This is a genomic window from Janthinobacterium sp. Bl 1, from assembly GCF_058215535.1.
In genome coordinates this window covers 4218481-4236004 of sequence record NZ_CM177086.1, presented here as the reverse complement: position 1 = coordinate 4236004, position 17524 = coordinate 4218481, and the positions used below count along the sequence as shown (strand labels likewise).

Genomic DNA, 17524 nt, shown 5'->3' with positions numbered 1-17524 from the left:
TCCAAACCCGCTTCGGCGGGTTTTTTCATTTCCACCACCTGAAAGGCAACCATGGCCCTCGAAACCACCGCCGCCGGCGGCGCATTGATCAAACTGTTTGGCGTGCCCGTGCTGGCCGGCGCCGCCGCCACGTCGCTGGGCTTCATGTTCATGTGGCCCCGATCCACCAAGGAGGCATTTATTCGTTTTTGTTCCAGCATCATCATTTCCACCTTTCTCGGCCCGGTATTGGTGGCCGTCGTGCTGTCGTGGTGGCCCAGCCTGTTCGACAGCGCGAAGACCGTGGCGGGTTTGTATGGCGGCGACCCGTCCACGGGGTTTTTATTCATCGCCGCCCCAGTGATGGTGGCGGCCGGCTTGCCTGCCTGGTGGGTCCTGGGTGCCTGCGTGCGCTGGTTTGATAAGCGACGCGGCAAGGATATCGGCGAACTGGCGGCCGACGCGGCCGCTGCCGTCAAGGATGTGCGGGGCATGCTGTGACAGGCGCCCAATTGATGCAGATCATGCCGCTGGCCGGTCGCCGCGCTACGCTGTTCCTGGCGCCCTTGAATGCGGCGATGGCCGAATTCAGTATCGACACGCCGCTGCGTAGGGCCTCGTTCCTGGCGCAGGTGGGCCACGAATCGGGACAGTTGCGCTATGTGCGCGAACTGGCCAGCGGTGCGGCCTATGAAGGACGCGCGGACCTGGGCAATGTGATCGCCGGCGATGGTGTGCGTTTCAAGGGGCGCGGCTTGCTGCAGGTGACGGGGCGCGCCAACTATGCGGCGTGCGGTGTGGCGTTGGGCCTGGATTTGCTGGCGGCGCCGCAACTGCTGGAGCAGACGTTTTTCGCTTGCCGCTCGGCGGGCTGGTTCTGGCAATCGCGCGGCTTGAACCGCCTGGCCGACGCGGGTGACCAGGAACGGGTGACGCGCCGCATCAACGGCGGCGTGAACGGCCTGGCCGAGCGTCTGGCCTTGTACCAGGCAGCGCGCAAGGTGCTGGCATGAAGCCGTCATTGAGCATTGTGGCCATGCTGCTGTTGCTGGGGGCAGCCGTGTTTTGCGCCCAGCGCTGGGGTCGCGAAACGGGCCGTGCCGCGTGCGCGGCGCAAGTGCTGGAGGTGCAAGCTGTGTTGCGGCGCCAGAACCAGGCCCTGAATGCGATGCGCGAGGAGGGCGCGCGCCGGTCAGCGCGGGTAGGGCAGGCGCTGGCCACGGCGCAGGCCGGGCAGGCAGATGCGCAAGCGGCTGCGGCGCGTATCCTGGCGCTGCAGCCCGAAGGCGACGCCTGCCGTGCCGCCGAGGCGCTGATCGCCAGCGAAATGCCATGAGGCCGCCGCGTGAAGGTGCCGAAAGGCATGCAGGCGGCCTCGCCAGCAGGCTAGCTACTTTATTGCTGGGGAGCTTGTTGACCGGCTGCGCGGCTTGGGCACCGGCATCGACGCTGGAAGCTTGGCCCGTGAGCGCGCCGTGCATAGCCACGCGCCCCGCCGCGCCCGTCTTGCCGACGGTGCCATCGCACGGCATCTTCGAGCAAGTGCAAGCCTTGCTGGCGCGCGAGCAATTGCGTGCCGCCCATGTACGCCAGCTGGAATCGCTGCTCGATGCTTGCGGCGGCTAAGCGGTTAGCAAAGGCTAACAACGCCTGGCAACGCGTAAAATGCCTGGCAACTAACAAAACTGCTGCGGGCGGAAGGAGGGCTTGGCACCGCTGCTGGCCCAAGAAGCGCAACTGCACGAAGTACGGAGCCGCCGAGATAGTGAGCATCGCAGGCCGCAAATCACGACGGGCAGCAGGTATTGACAGGCACTCCAAGCAGCAGTCACCAGCGGCCTGCCAGTGCCGCCGCCTTTGCCGCCTTCTGGTGCAGGTGCGCGGGGCGGCATGCGAGAAAACGGTGCATCCACGGTCAAATTGACCAATCCCTGGTGATTTTTGCCACAATTTCTGTATACAATCCACCTGGCACGAAGCATGCATGGCTATCTTGGTCGTCCCATCCAAGGAGCTTCGCATGCATCAGCCGTCACCGTCGTGTTCCTGCCGTCCTGTTTCTGTCTTGCTTTTCCCTTTCACCTGCGCCCATCCGGGCCGCGGTAACCCAGGAAGTGGAGCGTAAATGGCCTCTCCCCGTCTGAAATCCATCCACCGCAGCGTGCCCGGCAGTACGCCTGCCGCGCCATCTCCCGTCGATGAAATCCTGCCAGCTGGCAAACTGTTTACCTTGGGCTTGCAGCACGTGCTCGTCATGTATGCGGGCGCCATCGCCGTACCGCTGATCGTCGGGCGCGCCCTCAAGCTGCCGCCCGAGCAGGTGGCGGCGCTGATCAGTGCCGACCTGTTCTGCTGCGGTCTCGTGACCCTGATCCAGTCCCTGGGCATAGGCAAGCATTTCGGCATCCGCCTGCCCGTCATGATGGGCGTCACCTTTGCCGCCGTCAGTCCCATGCTGGCCATGGCGAACAATCCTGCCCTGGGCATCACGGGCATCTTTGGCGCCGTGATCGGCGCCGGCGTCGTCTCGATGCTGATCGCGCCCTTCATCAGTCGATTGCTGGCGCTGTTTCCGCCCGTGGTTACCGGCAGCATCATCGCCGTGATCGGCGTGTCGCTGATGCGCGTGGGCGTGAACTGGGCCATGGGCGGGCCGCCCGCCATGGCGCAGATCGCCGATCCCGCTTTCGTCAAAATGGCCGCGGCCGCCACGGCGGCCGGCTTGCCCGCGCCGGCCGGCCCAGTGCCCATGATCGCCAACCCCGGCTATGGCGCGCTGGACAACATGGGCATCGCCTTCTTCGTGCTGGCCGTCATCTTGTTGGTGGCCAAGTATGGCCGCGGTTTCCTGTCGAATATCGCCGTGTTGATCGGCATCATCGCCGGCACGGCCCTGTCGTTTGCGCTGGGCAAGGCCGATTTCGCCAAGGTGGCCAGCGCCAAGGCTTTTGCCATCGTCACGCCGTTTCAGTTTGGCATGCCGACTTTCGACGTGGTGGCCATCGTCACCATGAGCCTGGTGATGATCGTCGTCATGATCGAGTCGCTGGGCATGTTTTTGGCCTTGGGCGAGATGACTGGCAAGCGCATCGAGCAGGCCGACATCAGCCGCGGCTTGCGCGTCGATGGCCTGGGCACCTTGATCGGGGGTATCTTCAATACCTTCCCGTACACCTCGTTCTCGCAAAACGTGGGCCTGGTGGGCGTGACGGGCGTGCGCAGCCGCTGGGTCTGCGTGGCGGCCGGCGTCATCCTGCTGGTCATGGGTGTGATACCGAAGGTTGCGCAGACGGCCGAAGCCGTGCCGGCGTTCGTGCTAGGCGGGGCGGGGCTGGTAATGTTCGGCATGGTTGCCGCCACGGGCATCCGCATCCTGGCCGGCGTCGACTACAAGAGCAACCGCAACAACCTGTTCATCGTAGCCCTGTCGATCGGCTTCGGCATGCTGCCGCTGGTGGCGGAACAGTACGCGCAGCACATGCCGAAAGCCCTGTCGCCGCTGCTGCACAGCGGCATCCTGCTGGCCGCCATCGTTGCCGTGCTGCTCAATCTGTTCTTCAATGGATTGGTGTCGCAGGAAAAGGCGCAGGAGCAGGCGCGCGAGAACAGCCATGGCAGCGATTGAGGAGTCGCCCCACGCCGTGAACGCGGATTAGCCAGGCGGCAGAATTCTCAGCACCACGCAATTGCGCCCCGCATCCTTGGCGTAGTACAGCGCGGCATCGGCCAGGCGCAGCAGGGCGTCCGGATCGGCGGCACCCGGTGCCGACTGGACCGCGATGCCGACGCTGATCGTTACCTGCAGTGCATCCGCGTTCACGTGGGCGATGCCCAGCTCTTCGATGGCGCGCCGTAGCGCTTCGCCGATCTGGCGCGCTTCGTCCGCCCCGGTGTTTGGCAGCACGATCGAAAATTCTTCGCCGCCGTAGCGCGCCGTCAGGTCGCCCGCGCGCCGCATGCCGGCCGCCAGCGCCTGCGCGACCCGGATCAGGCATGCGTCGCCGGCCTGGTGGCCGTGACGGTCGTTGAAGCGCTTGAAATAGTCGACGTCGAGCATGACGACGGCAAGCGGCTGGCCGACGCGCGTGGCACGCGCACATTCGGCGCGCAGCACGTCGTCGAAATGGCGCCGGTTCGCCAGGCCCGTCAGGCCGTCGGTGATGGACAGGGTCGCCAGCTTGCGGTTGGCGTCCTCCAGCTGTTCCGTGCGTTCGGCAACGCGCCGTTCGAGACTGTCATGCAGCCTGGCGCTGGAAATCGAGATCATCGCCTGCGCGCCAAGCATGCGCAGGAACGCCACGCGTTCTTCCGTGAACGAGGCGTCGGCAAGCCTGTTCTCGAAGTACAGGATGCCGCCGATCTGGCCGCCGTGCCGGATCGGCAGGCACATGACGGCGCGCGGCAGGTGCAACTGCACGTACGGGTCGGCGGCAAAGCGCGAAGCGCCCGTGATGCAGTCTTCGATCACCTCGGCACCGGTGCGCACGACGTAGCGCAGCAGCGATAGCGGGAACTGCGGGTCGCTGGCGGCGCTCAGGTCGAGCTGGCGCGATTGCAAAACGGTGACGCCATCGCCATCGATATTGGCCTCCAGCTGGTAGCTGCCTTCGGACAGCAGCAGCAGGCGCGCCACCTGCGCACCGGCGTTTTCGCATACGATGGCAATGAGGCGTGTCAGCACCTTGCGCAGGCCCACCTCGTTCGACAGGATCTGCGATGCCTTCAGCAGCGACACGAGGTCGAGCGCGGAACTGCCGTGCGTGTGGGAGACAGAATGCCGCTGCGTGCTGCGGCCTTCCATCCTTGACAACAGTACGCCGTGGCGCGCATGCAGCTGCGCCACTTTGCCCTGCGCACCCCACTGGCCGTAATGCGCGATGGCGTCCTGGATAAAGACGCCGGCCACGCGCGCATGTCCCTGGTCGAACCAGCATTCGCCGCACAGTTCATTGCCCAGCGCTTGCATGTTGACGTAGCCGGCCAGGCCTGCCGCGTCGATCGCCTGTTGATAATAACGTGTGGCCAGTTGCAGCTCTTCCCGGTAGCGTGCCATCTCGGCCTGCACCAGCAGGTGTTTGGCTTTGCTGTTGTCCGAGCCTTGTTTGGCCCATTTGGCGAGACTCGCCTGCAGCGTGCCGATCACGGTCAGCATATCGCCCGCATCGGGGCGCGCAGGATCGCGCCGCAAGGCACGGATCAGGATCAGCGCGGCGTAGAAGCTGCACTCGACAACCTTGGCCTGGCCGCGCATGATCTGGGTGACGTTGCCGAGCTGGCCGGCTAGCTGTTCGGCGTCGGCGCCGTCGAACAGGTAGGCGTTGCGTATCTTCCCCTGCAAGAAGTAGGCGCGGTACAGGTGCGAGCCGCCATACTGATCGAGGAAGCGCGCCTCGCTGAAGGCCCCATCGTCGTAGCTGTCGTGGCGGGGCAGGAGACCCATCAGGCACTTGATCGGCTGGATCGCGGCGGCGACGCAGCAATCGGCCATCGCCTGCTGGCCGTTGGCGCGCATCAGCGCCAAGTCATGCTCGATGTCGTGCATCAGGTGTGGCAGGTAGTCGCCGAGGATGAGCCGGTCGGTGGCGCGCACGGCCGCCACCACGCCGACCTGCACGAAATCGGCGATTTCCAGCGCCCAGCCAAACGCTTCTTCGTACAGGGCGTCGGAGCTGCGCAGCGGCTGCGTCCAGTGGTTGCTGAGCGCGCCGAACATCAGGCCCGTGAGCGTGCGCGTCTGCAGGTTGGCACGGCGCCTGGCCAGCGCCATCGCCATCGCGCCGAAGGCGTAGCCGCGCGCGATGTCGCCGCTGTACAGCGCCACCATCATCGCGTAGCCGACATAGGCGACGGCGCTGAAATCGCTGTTCCCCCGCTGTATGGACAGCCGCGTCATCGACACCACCATCAGCGCGCTGAGATCCTGCTGGCCGGCGTAATAGCTGGCCATCCACAGGCCCTGCATCATCTGCATCGCGGCCACCGCGTCCGGCTCGCACATCTCATCGGCCGCCAGCAAGGTGTCGGGCGCCTGCGCGCCGGGCTGCCGCCCGATGTCGGCGAGGATATCGGCGAAGCGCGCCTTCATCTGCGTCACATCGTGCGGAATGTCAATGTGCAGCAGCGCCAGGCCGTCGCGCTGGACGGCAATGGCGTCGAGCAGGCGGCCCTGCAATTGATACTGGTGCGCCTGGATGGCAATGCAGCGCACCTGCAGCAAGGGAATCAGGGTACGGGCGCGCACCTGCGGGTAGATCGCCTCGGCCGCATCGAACTGGCCGCACAAATAGGCCGCTTCGGCCGCGCCCAGCTGCAGGTCGAGCCAGAGGTCGGCGTGGACGCTCCATGCCTGCGCCGACAGCAGGTCGAGACCGGTGCGCATGTGCTCCAGCGTGGACTGGAATGCGGCGGAGCGCCGTGCCTTGACGCCGGCCTGGAGATTGAGCATCGCCAGCTGCGCGCGCTCGTCCGCATCGTTGATCAGCGCGCGGCCGGCATTGAGCTGCTCGACGATCTCGAACAGTGTCTCGTCCCGACGCTCCGGCGTCGCATGCCGCAGGAGCAGGCGGCCGATGAGAAGATGGTTGGCCGCGCGCGCATCGTCGTCAGCGACCAGGTAGGCGGCCTGCTGCACCCGGTCATGCAGGAAGCGGTAACTGACGCCGCTGTTGGCCGCATCGGTGTCGCCACTCACGTATTTATAGCGTTCGTCGAGCGGCTGGATCAAGCCTGCACTGAGCGCCGGCCACAGGTCTTGCTGCGTTTTCCGGGGCGCGCGGTCCACTGCCAGCGCGAGCGTGTCGAGTGCGAAGCGGTTGCCGCACGAGGCGGCCAGTTGCAGCAGGTGCTGCGTCGCGATGGGCAGGCGGCGGATTTTCTCCAGCAGCACCTCGACCACGTTGTCGGTATATCTGGCCTGTTCTATCGCGGGCAAGTCCCAGTCCCAGCAATCGTCGGTGGCCCGGTAGCGCAGCTGGCCCGTCTCATTGAGCGAAGCGAGAAACTGGTTGAGGAAAAACGGATTGCCGGCCGTCTTGCGGTAGCAAATGCTGGTCAGTGGCGCGCAGTCGGTGGCAGCCACGCGCACGGTGGCCGAGACCATTTGCGCGACCTGCGGCTCGGTCAGTGCGCCCAGTGACAGTGTCGACAGACGTACGTCACGGGCGAGCAGCTTGTCGCGCAGTGCGATGAGTGGATGCGCGGGACTCACCTCGTTGTCGCGGTACGCGCCGATGAACAGCATGCAGCTCTTGTCGCACGAGACCATCAGCAGTTCGATCATCCGCAAGGTGGCCGCATCGGCCCATTGCAGATCGTCGAGGAACAGCACCAGCGGATGCCCGGTGCAGGCGAATACTTCGACGAAGCGGGGGAAGAGGCGGTCGAGGCGCAGCTGGGCCTGTGCCGGCGCCGACGCGGGGATCGGGTCCGTGGGGCCGACGATCAACGCCAGTTGGGGAATCAGCTCGACCAGCATGCCGATGCCGCTGCCCAGCGCCTGGTGCAGTTTGGCGGACCACTGGCGCAGCGTTTCCTCGGGCTGGCCGAGCAGCTGGCGCACCAGCCCCTGGAAGGCCTGGATCAGCGAGGCATACGGCACGTCGCGCTGTAGCTGGTCAAATTTGCCGGACAGGAAACAGCCGCGCCGGGCGATGATGGGCTTTTGTACTTCGTTGATGACCGCCGACTTGCCAATGCCCGAATGGCCGGCCACCAGCAGCATCTCGCACCTGCCCGCGGCGCTGCGCTCAAACGCCGCCAGCAGCTCGGCGATGGCATCCTCGCGCCCATGCAGCGTTTGCGGCACGAGGAAGCGGCCGTTGTGGTCGGACAGCTTGAGCGACAGCGCCGGCTCTTGCGCGCGGCAGGCTTCGAGGTCGCTGCGCAAGCCCTGCAAGCTCTGGTAGCGCTGGTCGGCATTTTTTTCCAGCAGCCGCTGGATGATCGGCAGCAGCTGGCCAGGCAGGCTTGCCAGCGCCGGGTGCGACCAGTCGGGACTGCGCGCAATGTGGCAGTGCACGAGTTCCATCTCGTCGCCCGTCTCGAACGGCGCCTGGCCGGCCAGCAGTTCGTAGAAGGTGGCGCCCAGCGCATAGAAATCGGCGCGCCAATCGACCCGCCGGTTCATGCGCCCCGTCTGTTCCGGCGCCATGTAGCGCAGCGTGCCTTCCAGCGTCTGCAGATTGACGATGCCGTGGCTTTCGTACGGCAGTTCGCAGGCGATGCCGAAATCGATCAGTTGCAGCCGCCGCCGCTCGCCATTCCACACCAGGTTGGAGGGATTGATGTCCTTGTGGATCACGCCATGCGTATGGACCTCCTCCAGCGCCGCGCACAGTTGCAGCGCGATGTCGAAAAAGTCGTCCAGCGCCAATGCGGGCTGCGACGGCGTCCTGCGCGCCGCCACCTGCGCGCGCAATACGTGGTCGAGCGCCTGGCCGCCAGTATCCTCGAGGACCATCGTCCAGCACCCGCCGTGCAGCTGCAGCGCCAGCGGATGCGCCACGCCAGGATGGCGGCAGCGGCGCGCGATCGCATACTCGCGCTTGAATTGCGCCAGTTGCTGAAAGGAGGGGAACGGCTGATTGGGTTTCTTGACGATCAGCGCGGCACCATCCGCAGCCCTGGCGCGGTAAACCCGTGAGCGGGCACCGCTGTGTAGCTGTTTGATGATCTCGTGATCGAAAAGGGAGCGCATGGGCTGGGCTAGCAGTACACAGACGGTTGCGGGAGCCGGAAGGCGCACATTTCGGAATATTACTTGATTGTAAGTATTATATCAGCAGGGAACCGTGGGGGAGACGGCGGGTTGATGGGGGGTGTTGTAAAAATGCCAGTGGAGAGGTTAGTGCGGAGGCGGGAACTTATCGTGATGACAGTACGAACTTGCGGCGCATCCCCGTACCGGGTGGGGTATACGCCGCAGTCTTATTTGCACCTTCAGGATCAATTTTTGAGCTATGAAACTCCCAGCGACGGGTCGCTCACGGAATCCTTGCCATTCTCGATTCGCCCTGCGACACGGCGCCGGAAAGTCTTCTGAGTACTGCAGGTAATCGAGAAGTCATACCAGTTGCCGCTGTCGGCCAACGACCAGTTAAGCGTTCTCACCTCGCCGGCGGGTACCTCTACCATCCAGGGACCGTCGCTTCGATATGCTTCTGCCGCTACTATGAATGAGCAGCGCGCGCTGCTTTTGTTGTGCAGTTTGAGCGCGAGTTCAGTAGGGCTGCACGTCATATAGCAGGCCTGAATTTCCGGGCCTCTCGGATCGCCCTGTTCCTTGAGGTCGCCAATAAAGTGGCGGTGGAAGCCGTTGGGGCCGAGCACCCACAGGCGGTACGCTCCCCCATCGGACGCAACTTCCCAACTTCCCTCCAGTGTCTTTCCGGCCTCTACGACATAGCGCCGCGGGATCCGGTCGAGATGCAGCTCGTCATACACATGGAACACCGCGCCGGCCTGGTTGCCGCTGTCGTTGGCAAACACCAGCGTCACTTTTTTTGCGCCTGAGTCGGCGCGGGCCGTCACATGCAGTACATACGGCAGGGCACGCGATGGACGGGTACCACCAGCCTGCACGGGTAACCTCGATGTTGTAGACGCCAACGGTCTCGCCAGCGTGCGGGCAGTGCTCTGGCTTAGTGCCAGCGCGTCGACATCTGCTTTGCTGCCATGCCCGGTGAGCGTTGGCAACGCCCCCGCATTCGGGTTGACAAAATTAAAGCAGGAGGTCAGGTCACCACAGACGGCACGCCGGTAAGCGCTGATCTGTGGCTCGAGGACGCCGAACCGCTTCTCGAGAAATTGCAGCACGGAGGTATGGTCGAAGACCTGCGAGTTGACCCAGCCGCCACGGCTCCACGGTGAAACGACCCACATCGGCACACGCAGTCCTGGCCCATATGGCCGGCCATCAATGCCCGGTTGAAGATTGGTTGCCGGCTTGTGGTTGTGGTACTCGGCCGCGATGTCGGCCTTGCTGAGCGTGGTGGCACCTGCGACGCTGCCGTCAGGATTGACCGATGGTGCGCACGGCGGTGGCAGGTGGTCGAAGAAACCGTCGTTCTCGTCGAAATTGATCAGCAGAACGGTCTTGCTCCATACATCCGGATTCGCCGTGAGCGCATCGAGAACCTGCTGGACATACCAGCCGCCCTGGGCAGGACTGGAACACTCAGGATGCTCGCTGTAGGCCGAAGGTGCAATGATCCATGAAACGGCTGGCAGCTTGCCTTTGTTGATGTCTTCGCGGAAGGTTTCCAGAAAGCCATGGGGCATGGTGTTGTGGAATCCCTTCGCCAACGGGCTGAGGGCGTCGTCGATGCTGGATTCATAGAATGGACCTGCGCGGGTGACATCCTGGGTGATGTCGACTGCGGAAACATGGAGTGGACGGCGACTGGCGGGCAGTTTTTCAATTTCAGCGCGCCAGTGGCGAAAACTCATCATCTCATTGCAACCAAAGTTGTCGATCAGACTCTGGTAGACCTTCCAACGGACCCCGGCCTTTTCCAGGCGGTCTGCATAGGTGGTCCAAGTCCATCCTTCGCTCGAAGGCCCGATGTCATTGCCTCCGTTGTACTGGTTGTTGAGTACAGCGATCTCCACTTTTTTGCCATCGATGGGGCTCCGGCCGTTGGGGCCGTTTGTGCCCGTAAAATAGAATAGCCGGTTTGCAATTGTCCCCGTGTGCATGCCACAGTGATAGTGGTCACAGACGGTAAAGGCATCGGCTAGCGCGCGTTGAAACGGCACTTCCGCTGTATCGAAATATCCCATGGACAAGGGGCCTTTGGCGTCTGGCCAACGATTCATCCGGCCGTGGTCCCACGCTGCCTGCGAGTCGGCCCATGTGTGTGGTGTGCTGCCGGCGCGTTGCGCATTGCCCTTTGTTTCATCAAGGCGGAAGGGAATATACGTTCCGGCAGGTTTTGCCTGAGTATAGGTCTGGTACATGATGTTGTACCCGTTCGGCGATGGTGCTGCGAACCGGTCACCGTATCCCCGAACGCCCTTGAAGGTTCCGAAGTGGCTGTCGAATGAGCGGTTTTCCAACATGATCATGACGACATGTTGAACATCCTTGATCGTCCCGGTGACGTTGTTGGCTTCGATCGCCAGGGCACGACGGATTGCCGGTGGGAATGCGGACAATGCGGCAATAGACGCCATCGTACCGAACGAATTACGCAGGAACGTGCGTTTGGAATTGTTTGTGGACATGGTGGAGTGGCTGCAGGGCGCGATGTTTGGTGGATAGATGATCAGGTGGCAAAGGTTGCTTGGCGAAGCTGACGCGGGCTGGCACGTCTATCCTGGATGCCAATCGGACGATTCGCGTTCATGGCGTCAGGGAGAGGGGGCGCACTGCGATTTCTCGCATGTTGACGGAGTCGTGCCCGGAACCAGGATCGGAGCTGGGGTCGACGCCGAAGTTCCGCCTCCGCCGCCACAGGCTGCGAGTGCGCATAGCAGTGACAATGGCAATACGCGCTGGAAGCGGTCACGCGAAAGGCACAAGGTTGCAAAAGTTTTTTTCATTTGAGTACGCAAAAAGTTGATTGCAAACGCAACGACCTGCCTGGGTGCATCGTGTGATTACCCAGTCTTGGCCACTGTCGCAAGTTTGTTCATGGGTATTTGCTTTGCACCGCAATACCGTTAGCCAGGGAAATGCTGATCAATTCCCTTTCCTGGCGAGGTTGACGTGCCAAATGGTCGAACGGCGAGTCATTCGCCGGGGCAGTTTTTTTTGGGCGGCGTATTCAAGGTCGGAAAAGCTTTTTTGCATGATCAATGGCGGCCTATTGTGATATCGATATTGTCTCAGATCAATGCGTCGTAGGGAATGGCGACCGGTGAAATAATCAATGCTTCCTTAAGAAAACTGAATGAAATCTCTAAATTTCATCCAGGAAGATGAGTGGGTAGACCCGCAGGAAAAATGCCTGACATATGGTAATGAGAATGACGTTTGTTGGGATGTGCAATCAACCGAAATAGAAGCACCGGCTCGCCATGCATATAATTACTGCGTTCTGCATTGGAGTCTATTCTTGCGGCAATCCACAATGTTGATGTAAAGCAGCTCTTTAGCATGGAAACCATCATGGCGCCTCATGCCACTTGACCACTGCGAAGCGCCGGCAGTAGATGAAAAATGACCTGATCCTTCATTTCCTCCACACTTGCGGACCGGTTTGCCGCGTTTGGCAAGGTCTTGCGTCGGTTAATAAGTGGTACTGATTTATCGTCTATCCCGACCAATTCGAGCATTCATTTCCGCAGCAAGGCCATGGATAATTTGGCGCAATATGTTCTGTTGAAAACTTAATATTGCAAATTCCTTTGATTTTCTCCAAAGAAGCGGAGTGCGTCATCTCGATTGCGCTCTTTGCCTCAAGAAGATCGAATCAATTTAGCATGCGCATATAGTTTAAATTTCAATAATTCATAACTTGCATGGTTGATAATGAATCCTATCTCGCATAGAACGCTTGTCAAAACCGCCTGCGCGTCGTAATTTATGGCCTGAGATGCTTGCTGCTCCGGCGGCCCCGTACTTCGTAGAGTTGCGCTTCTGGACCACAACTTCCTTCCGATCGAGGCGATTTTGATAAGAATTGTTAGCCGCTGGCTTTTGCCGGGTTTACTCTCGATTAAGAGAAATGCCAGGGCGAAAAAAAACCACTAACCCCTTGGGAGTTAATGGCTTTTCTGACGTTTCCAAATTCTGTGCGCTGGTGCCCGGAGCCGGAATCGAACCGGCACGCCCTTACAGGCGGGAGATTTTAAGTCTCCAGTGTCTACCAGTTTCACCATCCGGGCAGCGCGGCGAGATTCTAGCACAGGTGATGTGCATCACGCCATCTTGTGCCTGAGCCACGCTGTCCGGTTTATCTACCCGCCGTCAGAACGTCGCCTTGAACTGCACCCCATACGTGCGCGGTTCGTTGACGATGCCCGTCAGGTTGTCGAAATCGATCGCTCCCAGCGACTGGACCTGGTTGGTGATGTTGCGGCCGTATGCGGAGAGCTCGTATTTGTCCCATTTGTAGCCGACGCGCAAGCCGCCTTCGAGCAGTTCCTTGGCCTTGTATTCCTTCGCTTCATACAGGAAGAAGTTGTAGCTGGTGCGGTAGGCCCAGTCCGTGTAGGCGTAGAACTCGCCATTGGCGAGGGGAATGCTGTACTTCAGGGTGAAGTTGGTCTGCCATTCCGGCGCGCGGGGCAGCGGGTTGCCGTCGATGTAGGCCGTACCCTTGAACGGGCCCAGCGGGTCGGTGACGGTGCAGCCGCTGGCCGGGTTGTTTTGCGCATTGCCGCAGCTTTGCACGAACAGCTTCTTGTCCTGGATTTCCGCGTGGTTGTAGCTGCCGCCCAGGGTCATGCTGAGCGAATCGCTGAGGTTAGCCTGGAAATCGAGTTCCACGCCACGGCCCGTGGCTTTGTCGGCGTTGAGCAGCTGGTTCATGTTGACAGCGCCGCTGCCGGCCGTCAGTTGCTTGTCCTTGACCCGGTACTGGAACACGGCCAGGCTCAGGCGCGCGCGCTTGTCGAACAGGTCTTGCTTGATGCCCGCCTCGACGGACAGCGCTTTCTCGGCACCCGCAAACGAAGGGCGGTCGGCCAGGCCGTTCAGGCGCCCCTGCATCGATGGCGCGCGGTAGCCGGTGGCGATGCGCGCGTAGGCATTCGTTGCCGGCGTGAGCACATAGGTGCCGCTCAAGTCCCAGCTGATGTTGTGCGACGTGTCGTTGAGGTTGAAGGGGCCGGCCGTGGTCGCTTCCACGCGCTTGGCGGAGAAATCCTTCTTGTCTGTCGTGTAGCGCAGGCCGGCGCGCAGTTTCAGGGCGTCCGACACCGTGTAGTTGAGCGAGCCGAAGGCCGCGTACGACTTCGAGCTCTGGTTTTGCGTCGCGTAGTTCGGGCTTTGCGGATTGCCGGGCGCCAGGCTGTCAAAGCTGATGCTGTCGATCTGGATATCTTCCTTGAAGTAGAACAGGCCGGCTATCCATTGCAGCGGGCCGCGGGCAGACGACTCGGCGCGGAATTCCTGCGAAATCTGCTTGTGGTTGGGGATCACGTCGGCCGTTTCCACGACGAAGGGGATGAAACCGGGGCCCATTGGCGGCGCGTACACGGCGCCATAGCCGCCGTCGACGTCGGCGCGGCTGAAGAAATCGAGTTTTTCGTAGCCGGTGATCGAATGCAGGGTGACGCCGGGCAAGTCCCATTTCAGGCGCATGCTGCCGCCCTTGGTTTTCAGGTGCTGGCGGTTGATGCCGTCGGTCGGGTAGTTATCGTAATCAAAGCCGTCGACCAGGTCGTTCGTGCCCTGTTTCAGGATGTTGGCGCGGAACAAGGTGGCCGTGCCGTCGAGGTTGCGCGCGTGCACGTTGAACAGGGCGCTGAAGTCGCGCGTGGGCTTGACCAGTACCTGCAGGCGGGCGGCGCTGTCTTCATAGCCTTCGAAGTCGCGCGTGCCGGTGGGGCGCGGGTTGTGCACGCGGTCATCGCGGCGCTGGGTCTGGCCGGAAAAGCGCAGGGCCACGGTGTCGCTGACGGGTACGTTGAAGGCGCCTTCCAGGTTCTTCATGCCATCCTTGCCGAAGCCGCCGCTCAGGTAGCCTTCCGTCTTGAAGACGGGCTTGGCGGAATCGAACTTGATCACGCCGGCCGGCGAGTTGCGGCCGAACAGGGTGCCTTGCGGGCCGCGCAGCACCTCGACCTGGTCGACGTCGAAGACGGGAAAACCTTTCAGCATGGCGTTTTCCTGCACCACGTCATCCATCACCAGGCCTACCGGTTGCGAGGCGTTCAGGTCGAAGTCGGTATTGCCCAGGCCGCGAATGTAGAAGCGGGGGAAGGTGCGGCCATAGTCCGATTCGACCGAGACGCTGGGCGAGCGGCTGTTGAGAAAGCGGATGTCGGCGCCGCCGGCCGTCAGGGTGTCGAGCTTGTCGCCCTTCAGGGTGGCGATGGACATGGGTACGTCCTTGATGTTTTCCGCGCGCCGCTGTGCCGTCACGATCACCGTTTCCAGCTGGCCAGGACCGGCCTGTGCCGCCGGAGCGGCAGGGGCGTCGGCGGCAGGCGCCGGGATGTTGTCCTGCGCCATCGCCTGCAAGGGGAAGGCGGCAGTGATTGCCAGGGCAATCAGGGTGTGGCGTACTGTGCTGGCATGCGGTGTCATCATGAAACGGCTCCTGTCGGTCGAGGTTGTTGGGGGCATGTAGGCTGGCGCTGGCCAGCTGAACGAAAAATCATGCTAGCACGGAAAGTTTTGGTATTCATGCCATTTTCCAGCGACGGCTATTCATATCCGTTTCGACTGAATACATGAATAAAATCGTATTTGTCGTCAATATCTGGCGGGTGCATAGTGGAGTGCCGGCAGGCTTGTGCGAGCGCAACAGCGGCTGGGCATGGCGATGGGGTTTCCTGCGGGAGCGCAAAAAGAGCGATGTTTTTTGCCGTGCTGACCGTGCTCGGGCACTGGAAATACAACAGCTGCCGCGGATTTTTTTGGAAAGGGGCTTGTTGTTGCAGCGCGACAGGGAAGCGCGGCCTGCGGCTATTCCCCTGTGCGTGTGAGGCGGGGCATGCGTGGCCGCATGCCCGATCTGCTCAATTAAAACTCTTCCCAATCGCCGGCCGTCACGGCTTCCGCTTGTACCGAACGGGGTTTTGCCGGTGCGGCCTGGCGCTTGACGCTGCTGCTGGCCTGTGCCGGTACCAGGCGCAGCGGCTTGTGGCTGGCGCGCGCTGGCGCTGGCGCGGGCGCCGCCGCATGGCTGTCGTGCGTCTTGAAGACGCTCACGGTTTCCACCAGGTGGCTGGCCTGGTCGCGCAAGGATTCGGCCGCCGCCGCCGCTTCTTCCACCAGGGCCGCGTTTTGTTGCGTGACGCTATCCATCTGAGCGACGGCCTGGTTGATCTGCTCGATGCCGGCGGACTGTTCCTGGCTGGCCACCGTGATTTCCGCGATGATGTTGCTGACGCGGGCGACACTGGCGACCACCTCGGACATCGTCGTGCCCGCCTGCGCCGCCAGTCGGGAACCCGCATCGACGCGGCTCACGGAATCGTCGATCAGCGCCTTGATTTCCTTGGCCGCGCTGGCGCTGCGCTGGGCCAGGCCGCGCACCTCGGTCGCCACGACGGCGAAGCCGCGGCCCTGTTCGCCGGCACGCGCCGCTTCCACTGCCGCATTCAGGGCCAGGATATTGGTCTGGAAGGCGATGCCGTCAATGACGCTGATGATGTCGACAATCTTGCGCGACGATTCGCTGATCAGGTCCATGGTACCCATCACTTGGCCCACCACGGCGCCGCCCTTGCTGGCGACGTCCGATGCGGTCGTGGCTAGCACATTGGCTTCGCGGGCATTTTCCGCATTCTTGCGCACGGTGCTGGTGAGTTCTTCCATCGAGGAAGCGGTTTCTTCCAGTGAGCTGGCTTGCTGTTCCGTGCGCAGCGACAGGTCGCTATTGCCGGTCGATATCTCTTCGGCGGCAAGCGAGACCGTGTCGGAATCCTGGCGCACGGAGGACACGACCGTGGTCAGCGACTCCTGCATGCGCTGCAGCGCCGACAGCACGCTGACGCTATCGTTCGGTGCAACACTGAGTTTGCCTGTCAGGTCGCCGGCGGCAAGCAGGCTGACGGCGTCGCACAGCTGTTTCGGTTCGGCGCCCAGTGACTTGAGCAGGCTACGCGTGATGAGCCAGCCCGCCAGGCCAGCCAGCACGATGGACAGCAAGCTGGCGCCGATGAGGATATTCCTGTTGAGGATGTAGTGCTCCTTGTCTTCCTGCAGGATGACCGCGGAGTGCGTGTCCGTCATGGCGAAATATTCATCGCTGGCGGCGACGAGGGCGGCCAGCAGGGGACGGCATTCCTCGTTCATCTTGACGATGGCTTGTTCGGTTTTCTTTTGCAGCGCCAGGTCCACGATGGCCAGGGCCACGGGAGCATAGCGTTTTTCGATGCCGTCGATCTTGCTGATGATGGCGCGCACCTGATCAGACACCTCGGGCTGCTGTGCCAGCTGCAGCAGATGCTGCATGTTCTTGACGACGTCGGCGTGCGCCTGCAAGACTTGTTTGCGTTCGGTTTCCAGGTCTTCCGGTTTGGTGACGAGCACCAGGTTCCTAGCTGCCACGGCGCGCATGTCGATCGCGTCACGCACGCGGTGGGCCGCGTTGGTGCGGGCCGTGATGCCGTTGACATACTGCTCAAAGCCCGTGTTGAAGGTGGAAAAACTCCGCACGGACAGGATCGAAATGCCGATGAGGAAAAAGACCAGCAGGCCGAAAGCCAGAGTGAGCTGGGTGCGTACGGTGAATTTATCCATGATGTCTCTCCCAAAATACGTGGTGACGATTAGAAAGGGGGCTTGCGTGGGACCAGTGGCAGGCGCTTGCCTGGCAGCGGGTCGTTCCCTGCGCAGTGCTTTTCTATCCAGGACACGGATTCGTGGTGTGAGGATCGAATTAATTCAAAAAACCGATTTCAATAATTTATTTGTTTTATTTATTAA

General features: G+C 62.0%; 10 protein-coding genes and 1 tRNA gene. 6 read left to right on the top strand and 5 right to left on the bottom strand.

Translation table 11 applies throughout. The features are described from left to right. The first annotated feature begins 51 nt into the window (after nucleotides 1–51). The 5 genes from AC4BCN_RS19010 (at nucleotide 52) to AC4BCN_RS18990 (ending at nucleotide 3604) form a co-directional block, all read left to right on the top strand. Nucleotides 52–480 carry a hypothetical protein gene (locus tag AC4BCN_RS19010; protein WP_331776196.1) on the top strand — a complete coding sequence of 143 codons (429 nt, stop codon included), beginning with the start codon at nucleotides 52–54 and terminating at the stop codon, nucleotides 478–480. 14 nt (nucleotides 481–494) lie between these two features. Next, complete coding sequence (locus tag AC4BCN_RS19005; protein WP_034751859.1) at nucleotides 495–992, top strand: glycoside hydrolase family 19 protein; 498 nt, start codon at nucleotides 495–497, stop codon at nucleotides 990–992. Next, complete coding sequence (locus AC4BCN_RS19000; protein WP_319991221.1) at nucleotides 989–1315, top strand: hypothetical protein; 327 nt, start codon at nucleotides 989–991, stop codon at nucleotides 1313–1315. Before AC4BCN_RS19005 ends, AC4BCN_RS19000 begins: the two co-directional genes overlap by 4 nt. A 128-nt stretch (nucleotides 1316–1443) precedes the next feature. Further along, complete coding sequence (locus tag AC4BCN_RS18995; RefSeq protein WP_161781485.1) at nucleotides 1444–1605, top strand: hypothetical protein; 162 nt, start codon at nucleotides 1444–1446, stop codon at nucleotides 1603–1605. Between the two features lie 499 nt (nucleotides 1606–2104). Next, nucleotides 2105–3604, top strand: a complete 1500-nt coding sequence (locus tag AC4BCN_RS18990; RefSeq protein WP_338679106.1) for a nucleobase:cation symporter-2 family protein — start codon at nucleotides 2105–2107, stop codon at nucleotides 3602–3604. 27 nt (nucleotides 3605–3631) lie between these two features. Here AC4BCN_RS18990 and AC4BCN_RS18985 read toward each other — a convergent pair whose 3' ends face one another. The 4 genes from AC4BCN_RS18985 to AC4BCN_RS18970 all read right to left on the bottom strand — a co-directional run bounded on the left by AC4BCN_RS18985 (nucleotide 3632) and on the right by AC4BCN_RS18970 (nucleotide 15175). Then, a complete protein-coding gene (locus tag AC4BCN_RS18985) occupies nucleotides 3632–8674 on the bottom strand; it encodes a diguanylate cyclase domain-containing protein (RefSeq protein WP_338679105.1) in 5043 nt (1680 codons plus the stop codon). Nucleotides 8675–8934: 260 nt separating this feature from the next. Further along, a complete protein-coding gene (locus tag AC4BCN_RS18980; RefSeq protein WP_072453218.1) occupies nucleotides 8935–11202 on the bottom strand; it encodes a phosphocholine-specific phospholipase C in 2268 nt (755 codons plus the stop codon). A gap of 1518 nt (nucleotides 11203–12720) precedes the next feature. Then, nucleotides 12721–12807 (bottom strand) — tRNA-Leu (locus AC4BCN_RS18975). Nucleotides 12808–12889: 82 nt separating this feature from the next. Continuing rightward, nucleotides 12890–15175 (bottom strand): TonB-dependent receptor, encoded by a 2286-nt coding sequence (locus AC4BCN_RS18970; protein WP_490493618.1) that lies wholly within the window; start codon nucleotides 15173–15175, stop codon nucleotides 12890–12892. A gap of 146 nt (nucleotides 15176–15321) precedes the next feature. Between AC4BCN_RS18970 and AC4BCN_RS18965 the strand changes: the two genes are divergently transcribed. After that, entirely contained in the window at nucleotides 15322–15576 is a 255-nt protein-coding gene (locus AC4BCN_RS18965) for a hypothetical protein (protein ID WP_490491502.1), read from the top strand. A gap of 37 nt (nucleotides 15577–15613) precedes the next feature. Here AC4BCN_RS18965 and AC4BCN_RS18960 read toward each other — a convergent pair whose 3' ends face one another. After that, the gene (locus AC4BCN_RS18960) at nucleotides 15614–17338 is read right to left on the bottom strand and encodes a methyl-accepting chemotaxis protein (protein ID WP_490491501.1); all 1725 of its coding nucleotides are present in this window, start codon (nucleotides 17336–17338) and stop codon (nucleotides 15614–15616) included. Between the last annotated feature and the right edge of the window lie 186 nt (nucleotides 17339–17524).